This window comes from Novacetimonas pomaceti, from assembly GCF_003207955.1.
GTDB classification, from domain to species: domain Bacteria; phylum Pseudomonadota; class Alphaproteobacteria; order Acetobacterales; family Acetobacteraceae; genus Novacetimonas; species Novacetimonas pomaceti.
Genome location: NZ_NOXG01000013.1, coordinates 39181 through 54287, shown reverse-complemented (window position 1 = coordinate 54287; position 15107 = coordinate 39181). Strand labels below are relative to the sequence as shown.

Sequence of the window (15107 nt, the reverse complement as noted above, 5' to 3'; positions counted from 1 at the left end):
ATTCTTACCCGTACCGGATCTGCCCCCTGGCCAGCGCCCAGAAGTTCTTCCAGTCATATTGCGGGTTGGTATCGATATACCTGGCCTTGAAATCCTGCGCGTCCTTGGTCGTGACCAGTGTGGTGGGGCCATAGAATTCGCGGTGTTCATGTGGTTCCGCCGATGGCTTGAACACACCGCTCGCCGCGTAATAGGCCAGCGACGCCGTAATGCCCCCCGCCCAGTAGGGATTGGTGAAAACCGTCGCGAGGATCTTGCCCTTGGTCACCAGTTCGACCGCCTGCGGATTGCCGTCATAGGACACGACGGGCATGTCCTCGATCCCCTCGGCACGCAGGGCCTCGATCACGCCATAGGCCATGGTGTCGCTGGCGCAATGCACGCCCTTTATGGAATCGCCATACCGGGTCAGAAAGCCGGACATGACCTGATTGGCCTTCTGGGTGTCCCAGTCGGCGGCCTGCACCGCGAGAAGCTGGATGTTGGGGTATGCCTTCAGCGCGTTGCGAAACCCCGCCAGACGTTCGATGGCCGGGTTGTTGGAGGCAATGCCCCCCAGGTGCACGACGCCGCCCTTCCCCCCCATGGCATCGAACAGCACGCGCGCGGTCTGTTCGGACGGGCCGACGTCGGACCATGTCATGTGTGATACGTAATGATCGCCGAAATCCCATGGATGCAGGTCGTCGGTCTTGTTCCAGATGGTGGAAACATATGCGCCCGCCTTGTTCACCGCCTCCACCACGGGGCGGCAGTTGGGCATGTCGTTCGGATCAACCGCAAGGGCGACGCCACTGCCATAACGGGCCAGCAGGGACTGGATGTCCGACAGCGACTTTTCACTGGACCCTTCGTTTATCAGGTTGATCAGCGCGCTCTGCGGCAGGCCGAGGCTCTGGACAAAGGCATTGCCGCCCGAAACAATCGCGTTCCAGTAAGGATTTGTCCGGTCGCGATAGCTCCACGCGATCCTGGGGCCGTTCGGTGCCGCCGCCCGTGCGCGCCCCGGCCGTAGCCCTGCCGTGGCCGCCGCCCCGAACAGCCCATAGGCTGACATCAGGAGCATGGTGCGCCGATTTAATGTCTGCCGCTCTATATAGGTCTTGATGAACGACATATCTGTCTCCGGAAGGTCTGTTTTCGGGTAATGCCGTCATGACACGGCATGTTTCATGGCGTTATCTGTATCGAACCAGATAGTTACCGAATTGCTGGCGACATCCGGGCAGGATCGGGGGCCTTCCCCCGCAAAACCCGCCCCCGCCATGGCCCGAAAGGGCACATGGCACGATGCGATGTCCCATGCCTGCCGTGCGGGGCTATGGCGCGGGGCTGGCGCTGGTGCCACCAGACGCCGCCTGCGACTGAAACATCGCGGGGCCTGCCGTATCGGCAACGGGAACGGGCGCGTCTTCGCGCAATAATCCCCGTTCCTTCAGTTCATGCCAGAACCCGCCGGGAATGGGATGGCGGAACCACCGGAGATTCTGTTCAAGCTGTGCGACGGTGCGCGTGCCGGCGCAGAATGTCGGAATGGCGGGATGCGCCACGACGAACTGCAACGCCGCCGCGGGAAGCGGCACGTCATATGCGTGGCAGATTGCTTCGATCCGCGCGACACGTTCCATGACAGGGGCAGGTGCCGGGGCATAGTTGTATTTTGCGCCCTGCACCGCGCCGGTGGCGAGGATACCGGAATTAAACCCGCCGCCCACCACCACCGCGACGCCCTGTTTTTCGCAAAGCGGCAGGAACCGGTCCAGCGCGTCCTGTTCCAGCAACGTGTAACGCCCGGCCAGCAGGCAGCAGTCGAAATCACGCTGCCGTATGGCATCGTAACAGACTTCCCATTCATTCACCCCGACCCCGATCGCCCTGACCACGCCCTGATCGCGCAGGCGTTCCAGCGCGCGCCAGCATCCATCCATGGCCTGCGCAAAGACCTCGGGCTGCGCATCGCCCTGGGTAAAGCGATCGATATCATGGATGAACAGCATGTCGATCCGTTCCAGCGCGAGACGTTGCAGCGAATCCTCGAACGCGCGCATCGTCCCGTCATAACTGTAGTCGAACGCCATGGTATTGGGGGCCGCGTTGCTCCACGGCGTGAAATCGATATCGGCCCGCCTGGCGGGATGCAGGACGCGCCCCACCTTGGAGGCAAGGACGAAATCATCCCGCCTTTTCCAGCGCAGCGCCTGGCCAAGCCGCAGTTCCGCCAGCCCGTGGCCATACATGGGCGCGGTATCATAAAACCGGATGCCCGCATCCCATGCATGCCCGATCATTTCCTGCGCATCGTCCTCACCGACTTCATGCAGGAAGTTGCCAAGCGGGGCCGTGCCAAAGGCAAAGGCGGTTACCTCAAGGCCAGTGCGGCCGAATTTACGTTTTTCATCAGGGTTCATAGCCTGTCATCCTTGTTCTTGCGCCACATCATCTCTTTCGGATGTGGCTTATTTTTTACGGACGGCTGTCATTCCCATATAAATCCCGGACCCCTGCCTGCGTTTCATCCGGACAGGGGCATGGGTCCTAATTGTTTCGTGTGGTATTCCCCTGCAAGGACATCGTGGGTATCGGCACGGTTACAGCCGGGCCGTCAGTTCGGGAATGATGGTAAAAAGGTCACCCACAAGGGCATAATCGGCAATCCGGAAAATGGGCGCGTCCTCATCCTTGTTGATGGCGACGATGATTTTGGAATCCTTCATCCCCGCGAGGTGCTGGATCGCACCTGAAATGCCGACCGCCACATACAGGTCCGGGGCGACCACCTTGCCCGTCTGGCCCACCTGCCAGTCATTGGGGGCATAGCCAAGGTCAACCGCCGCCCTGCTGGCGCCGACGGCCGCCCCCATCCGGTCCGCAAGCCTGATGATCGTGTCGAACTGTTCCCTGGACCCCACGCCCCGGCCACCGGACACGACCACCCGCGCCGATGCCAGATCCGGCCGTTCGGAAACCGCCACGATATCCTCCACCCACGACGAAAGGCCGGGATCCGGCATGGCCGCAACCGTTTCAACCGGGGCGGCGGCCGTGGCTTTTTCCACGCCCTGGAATACCGAGGTCCTTATGCCCAGCACCTTGATACGGTCGGTCGATGTTACGGTCTGGACGGCATTTCCGGCATAAACCGGACGATCAAAGGTATCCGCGTCATGTATCGACGTGACATCGGAAATCACCATCACATCCAGCAGGGCCGCGACACGGGGCAGGACATTCTTGGAAAATGCCGTGGCTGGTGCTGCGATGTGCGTGTACCGCCCGGCAAGGGAGACGACAAGTGCCGCCGCAGGTTCCGCCAGGCCATGGGCCAGCGTCCCGTCCTGCGCCAGCAGCACCTGACCGACGCCGTCCAGCCACGCGGCTTCCGCCGCTGCATCCGCGCCTTCACCCGCCATGGCCAGCACGTCGATCCTTTCCCCAAGGGGGGACAGGGCGGACAGGGCCCTGGCGACGGCATCGCGCGCCAGGCGCCCGTTATTGACTTCGGCCAGCAGCAGAACAGGCATCACAGGACTCCCGCTTCGTTTTTCAGTTTGTCAATCAGTTCATCGACCGACGCCACGCGCATGCCAGCCGACCGGCGGGAGGGTTCGATCGTGCGCACCACCTTCAGCCGTGGGCTGATATCAACGTCCAGCGCGCCAAGCGGGCATTCTTCCAAGGGTTTTTTCTTGGCCTTCATGATGTTGGGAAGCGAGACGTAACGCGGTTCATTAAGCCGCAGGTCGGCGGTAATCACCGCGGGCAACGCGACACGGATGACCTGCAGGCCCCCATCGACTTCGCGCGTCACGACGGCATGTCCCTGCGCGATCTCGATGCGGGAGGCAAAGGTCGCCTGCCCCCAGCCCAGCAGGCCGGCGAGCATCTGTCCCGTCGCATTCATGTCGTTGTCGATGGCCTGCTTGCCCGCGATGACAAGATCAGGCTTCTCCCGCTCGACAAGGCGCGCAAGGATCCTTGCCACGGCAAGGGGTTCGATGTCGAAGTTCACATCCGCCGTCGCATCGACCAGGATCGCCCGGTCAGCCCCCATCGCCAGGGCCGTGCGCAGGATGTCCCTGGCCTGCGGTGTTCCGATGGATACGGCGATGATTTCAGAAGCAATGCCCTTTTCCTTCAGGCGGACCGCTTCTTCCATCGCGATCTCGTCAAAGGGATTCATGGACATCTTCACGTTCGCCAGGTCAACGCCCGATCCATCGGGGCGAACGCGGACCTTGACGTTGTAATCTATGACGCGCTTTACAGGGACAAGGATTTTCATGGTTTCCCCACAAATTCAGATACGCCGCATTCAGCACACCGTGCGAAAGCGCCCGACCATCACGTCAAGCACCTCCGCCGGATCGCGCTTCCACCAGTTGTTCGCGGAAAAGATTTCAACCTCGCAGAAACCCTGATACCCGGCCTGCTCGACCGCCGCGCGGATGGCGACAAGGTCGGCCACGCCATCGCCCATCATGCCGCGATCAAGCAGCACGTCGGCGGTATGGGCCAGCCAGTCACACAGATGAAACCCGAGGATGCGCCCACCCGCGCGCGCAAGCTGGCGCGGCAGGTCGGTATCCCACCAGACATGATAGACATCGATCGCAACACCCAGGTTATCGGCGCCGATCCGGTCACACAGGTCAAGCGCGTCGCGCGTGGTGACAAGGCAGGACCTGTCGCCACCATAAACCGGGTGCAATGGCTCCAGCGCCAGCCTCACCCCCGCCGACGCGGCACGGGCCGCGGCATCCGCCACGTATTGCCCGACAAGGCCAAGGCTTTCGCCCACGCCCTTCGTGCCCGGCTGCACGCCGCCCACAACGATGGTCAGGATGTCGCCACCCAGTTCGGCGGTCTGGTCAATCGCGCGATAAAAATCGTCGCGCACCTCCGCTTCACTACGAAATGCCAGCGGTCCCACCAGGAACGGCGCGCGGCACAGGCCCACGACCCTGACGCCAGCCGCGCGGGCATAATTACCGATTGCGACAGCCCTTGCCTCGATTTCGCGGCGCCAGAACACGATCCCGCCGATACCGCGCCGGGCGCAGGCATCTATCGTCCGTTCGGGCGACCATCCCCATCCCGCCCCTTCCATGTTATGGCCAAGGGTCGCGGTATTGAGGGCAAGGGCCGACAGGTCATGACGGAAATCACGCATGTCATGCCCCGTACATCGCCAGAAGGGTTTTCATGCGATCAACGGCAAGCGTCGGGTCACGCAGCAGCCCGCAGCCATCCGCCAGCCGGAATATTTCCGTAAAATAGGGCAGCGGCCGCATGGCCTGCGCCCCGTTGAGCATGATGAAGTGATCCTGAAACCCGTTCAGCCATGCCAGGAAGACAACGCCCGTCTTGTAATACTGGGTGGGGGCGCGAAAGATCACGCGCGCCAGCGGCACGGTGGGGTCAAGCACGGCGCGAAAGGCCGCGACATCCCCCTCCCCCAGACGGTTGACCGCATGCACGGCGGCAAGGGCCAGAGGATCGAAAATGCCAAGCAGCGCGTGGCTGAACCCCTGCGCGTCCCCTTCGATGAGTTCGGGATAATTGAAGTCATCGCCGGTATACATCCGAACGCCTGCCGGCAGCCGGCGACGCAGGATGATCTCCTTTTCCCGATCCAGAAGGGAAATCTTGATCCCGTCGATACGCGGCCGGTTTTCCTCGATGATGGTCAGGACGGTTTCCATCGCCTCGCCAAAATCGTCCGTACCCCAGTATCCCTTCAGCGCCGGATCGAACATCTCCCCCAGCCAGTGCAGGATGACGGGCTGGTCGCAACTTTCCAGCACCCTGCGATAGACCCTGCGGTAATCCTGCGCCGTGCGCGCCACCTGCACCAGCGCGCGGCTGGCCATGAGGATGATCCGCCCGCCCACGGCCTGAATGGCTTCGGCCTGCGCAAGATAGGCGCCGGTCACCTGATCGATCGAGGTGGCGTCGCGCGGGTCAAGCTGATCGGTCCCGCAGCCGTTGCCCACCAGCGCATCGGGCAGTTCGGCCTTCGTCCGGCGGATCAGTTCGAGCGAGCGCGACCAGTCAAGGCCCATGCCGCGCTGCGCCGTATCCATCGCCTCGGCGATGCCCAGGCCCAGCCCCGCCAGGTAATGGCGGAAGGCAAGCGTCCTGTCCCAGTCGATCGCGGCCTGTCCCGACGGGTCGGTCGCGGCATAGGGATCGGCCACCACGTGCGCCGCCGAATAGACAACGCGCACCGGATCGGGCGGCAGGACCGCAGGGGAAAGTGGTGTGCCGACCAGAAGGTAATCCACCTTCCGGCCGGTCTGGTCAGGCAGTGCGATTTTCATGGTTCTTCTCAGAAACGGGGCACAAGCATGCCGGCATCCGCCGAAATGACCTGCCCGGTCGTATAGGGAAGTCCGCCGCTGGCAAGGACGGCGATGATATGGCCCATGTCCTCTGGCGTGCCGACGCGCGGCAGCAGGGTCAGGCCGTCGGCGGCGCGCCTGCGGTACGTTTCGATGACCGGGGCGGTCATGTCGGTCGCGACCAGCCCGGGCTGCACGTCATAGACGGCGATGTTTTCAGACCCGAGCCTGACGGCGAACGCCTTCGACACCATGGCCGCCGCTGCCTTGGAGGCACAGTATTCCGCCCGCTGCACGGCCACCGCCATGGCGTTGGAGGACGTGACATTGATAATGGAATGGAACAGGCCGGCATTGCGTTCACGCGCCAGAAGACGGCGCGCGAACGCCTGCGAAAGGAAGAAAAGCGCACGCGCGTTGACCGCAAGGCAGCGATCCCAGCTGGCCTCAGTCACATCCAGCAGGTCACCACGCTGCAGCACCCCCACGCCGGCATTGTTGACCAGCGTCGTCAGCGGTCCCAGCCGCTCCTCTATCAGGGCCAGGTTTGCGGCATGGGAGGCGACATCGCTGACATCGAAGGCCGCCGCCATGACCGGGGCGCCAAGCGCCTGCATCTGGCCGATGGCGCCATGCAGTTCGTCATCTTCCACCGGCCCGTTGATCGCCACCCCGAAACCGGCCTGCGCCAGGGCCTGCGCCGCCGCAAGGCCGATCCCGCGCGAAGAGCCGGTCACCAGCGCCACCTGTCTCATGCGCGCGCGCCTTTTTTCATCAGTTCGCGCGCGATGATCATGCGCTGGATCTGGTTGGTGCCTTCATAGATCTGGGTAATCTTGGCATCGCGGTACAGGCGCTCCACCTCGAAACCGCGAATGTATCCCGACCCGCCAAAGACCTGCACGGCATCGGCCGTCCGGGCCACCGCCATGTCACCGGCAAAGCACTTGGCCATGGAACAGGACCGCGTGGCGTCATGCCCCCTGTCGATCTTGACCGCGGCGGAATGCACCAGCAGCCGCGCGGCCTCGATATCCTTTGCCATGTCCGCCAGCAGCCACTGCACGCCCTGGAACTCGGATATCTGCTTGCCGAACTGCTTGCGCGTGCCGGCATAATCAACGGCTGCCTCCAGCCCCGCCTGGGCGATGCCGACCGCAAGGGCGGCGATGCCGACGCGTCCCTTGTCCAGCACGCTCATCATCATATGGAACCCGCGCCCGACCTCCCCCAGCAGGGCATCGGGGCCAAGGCGCACGTCGGAAAAGGTAAGGCCACCGACCTGGCTGGCGCGCTGTCCCATCTTGTGTTCCTTGGGTCCGCGCTCCACACCGCGGGCATGAAGGTCGACAATGAAGATCGACATGCCCCGGTTGCCCGCTTCCCTGTCCGTGCGGGCAAGGACGAAGCCGGTATCGGCGACCGGCGCGTTGTGGATCCACAACTTGCCGCCATTGATGATCCAGCCATCGCCATCCCTTACCGCAGTGGTGCGGATGCCCGAGACATCCGTGCCGGCCTCCGCCTCGGTAATGCAGTAGGCGACCTTGCGCTGCATGCTTATGACTTCGGGCAGCATCTTCTGCTGGGCAGTCGTGCCATGGCGGACCAGCAATGTGGAAATCAGTTCAACCAGCCCGCACTGATCGGCGACGCTGGCATATCCGCGCGACAGTTCCTCCATCACGACGGCATAGGTCAGCGTGTCGAAACCGGGACCGCCCAGCTCTTCCGGAACGCCGATTCCGAACAGCCCGACCTTGGCCATTTCGTCATATATTTCCAAGGGGAAGCGTTCTTCGCGATCCAGCGCCTCGGCAGCCGGGCGGATGACCTCATCCGCGAAGGCCCGGGCCATGTCGCGCACCTGTTCCTGGGTGTCGTTCAGATACATTCCGGCATTTCCTGCTCTTATATGAACTAACTGGTTACATATATCTTTCACATCCGAAGGGCAAGGACAAAGAATGGCGAATTTCGTGAATGTTCTTTTATTTTACAACGATTATAATCACACGACGGTGTACTTCGCGTGCCCGGGTCTGGGAAAATATTTTCCCCAACCGACCTTTTCCGCCTTCTGCGGGCCATATTCTGGCAGATATGCCGGACCCGCCCGTTCCAAGGGTGGGATTATTTTCCTTATTCCCCCAATATATCACATAAATATGAATTAACCCTGTCGGCACGACGCTCTATCACATACGTAACCAGATGGTGCATCTGGATGATGTCGTCCCAAGAAAAAATACGTGCGGTCGCCCGGATGCGACCAGACACAAATCAAGAATAAAAAATACAGGACATCGACCAATGATCGTTTTTCCCGCTTCACGACAGGCGACATGCAGGCACGAACGCCTTCGTGTAATTCCCGGGGAAAATCCATCGCGCCGCGCCGGCATTCAGGTGTCCGCGCGCGCCTGTTCCTGAAACGGCGTCGTCCCTCCTGCGGCATTACATGAAGCACTTCATGCAACGACTGTATTTCCATTTCGTTCATGCAGTCCGGGCGCTTTTTACCCAACTTCGGGACAGGTTGTTTCAGGTCACGGATCATCCATCCGCCATGAACGGAATGGGCGGATCATAATAACAGAGAGGCCGTCAATGCACGAAACGAGACACGGGACCGCATTACCCAAAACCCCGCGCGAATTCGGTTTCTTCATCAATGGTGAATGGCGTGGGGACCGCGACCTGTTCGAGCGCAATTCCCCCAGCCATGACATACCGGTCACACGCACGTCCCGCTGCACGCCAGAAGATGTCAATGATGCCGTCGCCGCCGCGCGCGAAGCATTCGAAGACCGGCGGTGGGCCGGCCTTGCGGGTGGGGCACGTGCCGCCGTGCTGCTGCGGGCGGCCGAAGGGATACGCCAGCATCGTGAGGAAATCGCCACGTGGGAAGTGCTTGAAAACGGCAAGCCGATTTCCCAGGCACGGGGCGAAATCGACCACTGCATCGCCTGTTTCGAAACGGCGGCGGGGGCCGCGCGGCTTTTGCATGGTGAAAGCTTCAACAATCTTGGCGACAGCCTGTTCGGCATGGTTCTGCGTGAACCGGTCGGGGTCGTGGGACTGATCACGCCGTGGAATTTTCCCTTCCTGATCCTGTGCGAACGGGTGCCGTTCATCCTGGCATCAGGCTGCACGCTGGTGGTCAAGCCCTCGGAAATGACAAGTGCCACGACGCTGATCCTTGCGGACATCCTTGCCGGGGCAGGGCTGCCTGCTGGCGTCTATAACGTGGTGACCGGCACCGGAAGCAGCATCGGCCGGGCGCTGACGGAACATCCGGACGTGGACATGCTGTCATTTACCGGATCCACCGCCGTGGGGCGCTCATGCGTGCGGGCGTCAGCCGACAGCAACCTCAAGAAACTGGGACTGGAACTGGGGGGCAAGAACCCCATCATCGTGTTTGCCGACGCCAATCTTGAGGATGCGGCGGACGGGGTGGCCTTTGGCATCAGTTTCAATACCGGACAATGCTGCGTCTCCTCCAGCCGTCTGATCGTCGAACGTTCGGTTGCGGAAAGGTTCGAGCATCTTCTGGCCGAAAAGATGAAGAAAATCCGCGTCGGCGACCCCTTCGACCCGCAGACGCAGGTCGGCGCCATCACCACGGCCGCACAGAACGACACGATCCTCAACTACATCGCCAGGGGCAAGGCGGAAGGTGCCAGGGTCGTGGTCGGGGGCAGCGCCCTGCAGTGCGGCGGCGGACGCTTTATCGCGCCGACGCTGTTTTCAGGCGTAACACCGTCAATGACCATCGCGCGGGAGGAAATATTCGGTCCGGTCCTGTCATCTTTCCATTTCGACACTGTGGATGAAGCCATCGCGATGGCGAATGACACGGTCTATGGACTGGCGGCCTCGGTCTGGTCGCGCAACATCAATCACGCGTTGGGTGTTACGCGGCGCGTGCGGGCCGGGCGTTTCTGGGTCAACACCATCATGGCAGGTGGACCGGAAACGCCGACAGGTGGCTTCAAGCAGTCGGGCTGGGGCCGGGAAACCGGACTGCTGGGGGTTGAGGAATATACCCAGGCCAAATCCGTCCATATCGATACTGGCGAACGTTCGCACTGGATTTCATCATGATGCAGGGATTTGATTACATCGTCGTGGGGGGCGGATCGGCCGGATGCGTTCTCGCCACCCTTCTGTCCGACAATCCCTGCGCCCGGGTATGCCTGATCGAAGCAGGCCAGCGCGATACCAATCCCCTCATTCACATGCCCATCGGCTTTGCCAAGATGACGACAGGGCCGTTGACATGGGGACTGACGACCGTACCGCAAAAACACGCCAACAATCGCAAGATACCCTACGTGCAGGCCAAGGTTCTGGGGGGTGGATCCTCCATCAATGCCGAGGTCTATACCCGGGGCCATCCTTCCGATTACGACCGCTGGGTGGAGGAAGGCGCGGAAGGCTGGGGGTTCAAGGATGTCCAGAAATACCTGCTGCGTTCCGAAGGAAATACGTTCCTTGCGGGTTCATGGCACGGAACGGACGGGCCGCTTGGCGTTTCCAACCTGTCCACGCCCCATCCGGTCAGCCGCGCCTTCGTGCAGAGCTGCCAGGAAATGGGCATTCCGTACAATCCCGATTTCAACGGCCCGACGCAGGAAGGGGCCGGCATTTACCAGATGACGATCCGCGATAACCGTCGCTGCTCCACGGTGCGGGGGTACCTGCGCCCGGCCCTGAAGCGCAAGAACCTGCATGTCATCACCAATGCCCTGGTGCTTCGCATTCTGTTTACCGGCACCCGCGCCACGGGCGTCGAGTACGCCGTGCGGGGCCGGACGCATACCCTGCTGGCCGAACAGGAAATCATCGTGACATCCGGGGCCATCGGCACGCCCAAGCTGCTGATGCTGTCGGGCGTCGGGCCGGGATCCCACCTGCGGCAGCATAACATACGCGTGGTGCAGGACCTGCCGGGGGTGGGGGAAAACCTGCAGGACCATTTCGGGGTCGATATCATAGCGCAGCTCAAACATAACGACAGTTTCAACAAATATGACAAAAAATACTGGATGCTGTGGGCCGGTCTGCAATATGCCATGTTCAATTCCGGTCCCGTAACATCCAACGTGGTGGAAGCCGGCGCCTTCTGGTACTCGGATCACAGGGCCGCCTGCCCGGACCTGCAATTCCATTTCCTTGCCGGTGCGGGCGCGGAAGCAGGCGTCAGTTCCGTGCCCAAAGGCACGTCGGGCATTACGCTGAACAGCTATACGCTACGTCCGAAATCACGCGGCAGCGTAAAGCTGCGCTCGGCCAATCCGGCCGACAAGCCGGTTGTCGATCCGAACTTCCTTGCCGATCCGGATGACCTGCGTGTTTCATGCGAAGGCATAAAGCTCAGTCTTGATATGTTCAATCAGCATTCCCTTCGTAAATATATTGATAAAATCTGCTTTTTTAATGGAAATACCCCAACCCAGGAAACGTTGCAGGATTATGCGCGTGAACATGGCCGGACATCGTATCACCCGACCTGCACGTGCAAGATGGGGCGGGACACGATTTCCGTCGTTGATCCTGATTTACGCGTTCATGGTCTGGATGGCATCCGTATCTGCGACAGTTCGGTCATGCCCTCCCTTATCGGGTCCAATACAAATGCGCCCACCATCATGATAGCGGAACGGGCGGCGGATCTTATACGTGGGAATGCGTGATATCCTGACAGACCGCTTGAAAACAACCTGTTGATTAAAAAGGTTCTGATTCCGTAATTTTTGAAACGTCCTTTCCACAAAACGCTTTGTTATGTTCATGATGTCTCAAGTTCCATGTTTTCAGACAGCCTGTGAGACCTGCATGTTTTGTGGAAAGTATTGCCGTATTTCAATTTCTTCGTGAAATACGCACGATGCAGTAAAATCCAAATAACCATACTATAAACAGAAAAATTACTTTTTAAATACAGCTACGTTCCAAAAAATTGCAATGCGCGGCTTTCATGTCGTGCATTGCTCTATGCGGTTGCATGTATATGTTCCGTCCCCGTCTCATCAAAGCTGATCCCATATCCCACAGAACAATAATAAAAGTGGAGATAAAATGGCATACCAGAGACACCAGATCTATCAGGAAGAGAAACGGAAATTCCCTTCCCCGCAGTTCCTTTCAGGAACGAAAGCGCGCGTCATTCATGCGCATGCCCCCCTGAATGTTACGGAATATCGATGGATAAACCGTGACTACCTCCCTCCTTCCGGCATGAATGATGCAAAGCGGCCGGATGATGCAAGGACGCAGACATCCTGTCGGCCCAGGGCATCCGCCGGCAGGCGGGCACGGACCGCAGTCCTGATTTCCTCTGTCATGGCAACAGTTCTTTTCCATTCGCCCGACAGTCATGCCCAGGAACATCCCGTTACCGTTTCACAGGTCCAGACGCAGACAAATGCCCCACCTGCGATGACCACGCCGTCTTCATTAAATAACCGTCGCAGATTTTATGCCCCCAACCCGACGAAAACCATCCAGCCCACGCAGTTGCCGGTCGTCAACCTCCATGCGGGCGAGCGGGAGCCGGCCGTTGTGTCCGACACGACGGAAAACAGCCTTTTCCCAGCCAGTTTCCATGACTGGCTGACGCAGGATACCATGACCGGGAACTGGGCCGGCAGGCGGACCTGGCTGATTGACAAAGGCGTCACGATAACCGGGCACTATTTCCAGGATAGTGCTGGAAATCCGATGGGGGGCGCGTCCAAGAATGTCCGTTACGCCCATGAAGTGGGCATCAACGTGGATTTCAACCTCAAAAAGCTGACGGGACTGCAGCTGGGTCTGTTCCATTTCACCGTGACCTCCCGCGCGGGCAAAGGACTTGGCGAGAAACTTCCCGCACTGGACAGCCCGCAGGAAATCTATGGCTCGCCCACCGTGCGTCTGACGCTGCTGGCATGGGAAATGCCCTGGAACCGTTATGTCTCGACAAACGTAGGTGAAATAAATGCCGAGACTGACTTTGAGACATGGTCCATATACTGGGGCATGAACAATTACTGCCAGTTCCAGAGCAATGCGATCTGCGGCATGCCACAGTCGATTGCCTTCAACTCCGGCTACAGTTACTACCCGACGGCCCATCCGGGTGCGTGGGTGAAGTTTTATCCGGCGGGGAACAATCATTATTCCATCCAGTTTGGCGTGTATTCGGTCGATCCGACCATTGCCAATACCCATAATGGCTGGAAAATGAACCTCCATGGTGCAACCGGCACCTTCATCCCCTTCCAGCTTGTCTGGCATCGGGGTGGCAAGGACGATTATTCCGGCCCGCTCCAGACCAATATCAAGATCGGTGGTTACTGGGATACGTCAGAGGTCAAGAATGTCTATTCCCATCTGGGGACCTTCGATATCGCCGCCCGCTACCTTGCCGTCGCGCCCGTCGCCAATGTGCGGGGACGTTTTGGCGGGTGGTTCCAGTTCGACCGGATGCTGGAACGTGACAGCAATGATGCGCGCAGGGGCACATCGTTCTTCGCTTCCTTCACATGGGGCGATCCCCGCACGTCCGTTGCGCCCTATTTCGTGGATGCGGGCATCACCCGGAAGGGAACGTTCCCGGACCGTCCCAACGATACCGTCAGCTTTGGCATGAAAATGCTCTGGGTCAACCGCAAGCTGACAAACTGGGTGCGCGACATACAGGCCACTGGCGCAACCGACATATACAAACCATCCGGCGAACCCGCCATCGAGCTGAACTATGGCTGGCGGCCGACCCCATGGCTCCTGATCCGGCCGGGTGCGCAGTATATCTGGAGCACGGGGGGAACCAACCGCTACCGCAATCCGCTCATCGTTGATCTTGAGACAGGCATTACATTCTGACCGGCATGCGCGCTTTGGGTGAAAATTTGACCGTTCCTTTCGAAAATGGCGTCATTTATCAACATACGTCACAGGAGGAAGCGGTCCTGTCCATTCGCGTCGGCGTTGCCGGCTGGTCGATCCCTTCCGCGCTTGCCGGGCGTTTTCCCACGACCGGCACGCATCTTGAACGTTATGGCGCCCGGTTCCCGGCGGTTGAAATCAACAGCAGCTTTTACCGACCGCACCGGCGCGCCACCTATGAACGCTGGGCCGCAAGCGTGCCGGCCGGGTTCCGCTTTTCCGTCAAGCTGCCAAAGGCAATCACGCATGAACGCCGCCTGATCGATTGCGGCGCGCTCATTGCCCGCTTTGCCGAGGAAACCGATGGCCTGGGTGACAGACGTGGCCCCATCCTCGTCCAGCTCCCGCCAGGCTTTGCCTACCCCGGTGATGTCGCCGAACGTTTCCTTGGTGAACTGAAGGCCGCGATCCCTGGCGCTGTTGTCCTGGAACCACGGCATGCCAGCTGGTTCCAGCCGGCGGTCGATCACATGCTGCAAAGGCAGCAGGTATCGCGGGTGGCGGCAGACCCGGCCAGGCCGCCGCCAGCGGCACAGCCGGGAGGCTGGAGCGGCCTTGCCTATTTCCGGCTGCACGGATCCCCGCGCATGTATGAATCAGCGTATGGGAAGGAAGCCATCGAAGCCCATGCGCAAGTCGTCACTTCGCTTGACGCGCGCGGCGTCGATGTCTGGACGATTTATGACAACACCACCTTTGGCGCCGCCATGCGGAATGCACTTGAACTGATGGATGCGGTCGTCCGGGACAGTTCCGGAAATCAATCGTCCCGTTCCCGGCAACCGTAATCCGGGACAGGCATGGAGGTCGCAATCATCCATGCCCGCC

12 protein-coding genes are annotated in these 15107 nt (G+C 60.4%); 4 read left to right on the top strand and 8 right to left on the bottom strand.

All coding sequences use genetic code 11. The features are described 5' to 3' along the window. Positions 1-4: 4 nt before the first annotated feature. From CFR71_RS10840 to CFR71_RS10805, 8 genes are all read right to left on the bottom strand, one after another. Positions 5-1117: a sugar ABC transporter substrate-binding protein gene (locus CFR71_RS10840; RefSeq protein WP_110530982.1), complete on the bottom strand. Its 1113-nt coding sequence runs from the start codon at positions 1115-1117 to the stop codon at positions 5-7. Positions 1118-1319: 202 nt separating this feature from the next. Further along, positions 1320-2408, bottom strand: a complete 1089-nt coding sequence (locus CFR71_RS10835) for an aldo/keto reductase (protein WP_110530980.1) — start codon at positions 2406-2408, stop codon at positions 1320-1322. Positions 2409-2588: 180 nt separating this feature from the next. Further along, positions 2589-3521 (bottom strand): electron transfer flavoprotein subunit alpha/FixB family protein, encoded by a 933-nt coding sequence (locus tag CFR71_RS10830; RefSeq protein ID WP_110530979.1) that lies wholly within the window; start codon positions 3519-3521, stop codon positions 2589-2591. After that, positions 3521-4282 carry an electron transfer flavoprotein subunit beta/FixA family protein gene (locus CFR71_RS10825; RefSeq protein ID WP_110530977.1) on the bottom strand — a complete coding sequence of 254 codons (762 nt, stop codon included), beginning with the start codon at positions 4280-4282 and terminating at the stop codon, positions 3521-3523. Before CFR71_RS10825 ends, CFR71_RS10830 begins: the two co-directional genes overlap by 1 nt. Before the next feature lie 30 nt (positions 4283-4312). Beyond that, positions 4313-5170 carry a sugar phosphate isomerase/epimerase family protein gene (locus tag CFR71_RS10820; RefSeq protein WP_110530975.1) on the bottom strand — a complete coding sequence of 286 codons (858 nt, stop codon included), beginning with the start codon at positions 5168-5170 and terminating at the stop codon, positions 4313-4315. Position 5171: 1 nt separating this feature from the next. Beyond that, positions 5172-6320 (bottom strand): dihydrodipicolinate synthase family protein, encoded by a 1149-nt coding sequence (locus tag CFR71_RS10815; RefSeq protein WP_110530973.1) that lies wholly within the window; start codon positions 6318-6320, stop codon positions 5172-5174. Positions 6321-6328: 8 nt separating this feature from the next. Further along, positions 6329-7096: a 3-ketoacyl-ACP reductase gene (locus tag CFR71_RS10810; RefSeq protein ID WP_110530971.1), complete on the bottom strand. Its 768-nt coding sequence runs from the start codon at positions 7094-7096 to the stop codon at positions 6329-6331. Next, on the bottom strand, positions 7093-8235 hold the full coding sequence (locus CFR71_RS10805; protein WP_110530969.1) for an acyl-CoA dehydrogenase family protein: 1143 nt from the start codon (positions 8233-8235) through the stop codon (positions 7093-7095). Before CFR71_RS10805 ends, CFR71_RS10810 begins: the two co-directional genes overlap by 4 nt. A 716-nt stretch (positions 8236-8951) precedes the next feature. Between CFR71_RS10805 and CFR71_RS10800 the strand changes: the two genes are divergently transcribed. From CFR71_RS10800 to CFR71_RS10785, 4 genes are all read left to right on the top strand, one after another. Next, a complete protein-coding gene (locus CFR71_RS10800) occupies positions 8952-10451 on the top strand; it encodes an aldehyde dehydrogenase family protein (RefSeq protein WP_110530967.1) in 1500 nt (499 codons plus the stop codon). Further along, entirely contained in the window at positions 10448-12043 is a 1596-nt protein-coding gene (locus tag CFR71_RS10795; RefSeq protein ID WP_165829250.1) for a GMC family oxidoreductase, read from the top strand. The genes CFR71_RS10800 and CFR71_RS10795 overlap by 4 nt, the downstream gene beginning before the upstream one ends. A 649-nt stretch (positions 12044-12692) precedes the next feature. Continuing rightward, the gene (locus tag CFR71_RS10790; RefSeq protein ID WP_239020375.1) at positions 12693-14216 is read left to right on the top strand and encodes a carbohydrate porin; all 1524 of its coding nucleotides are present in this window, start codon (positions 12693-12695) and stop codon (positions 14214-14216) included. 86 nt (positions 14217-14302) lie between these two features. Continuing rightward, on the top strand, positions 14303-15067 hold the full coding sequence (locus CFR71_RS10785) for a DUF72 domain-containing protein (RefSeq protein ID WP_110531018.1): 765 nt from the start codon (positions 14303-14305) through the stop codon (positions 15065-15067). The last annotated feature ends 40 nt before the right edge of the window (positions 15068-15107 follow it).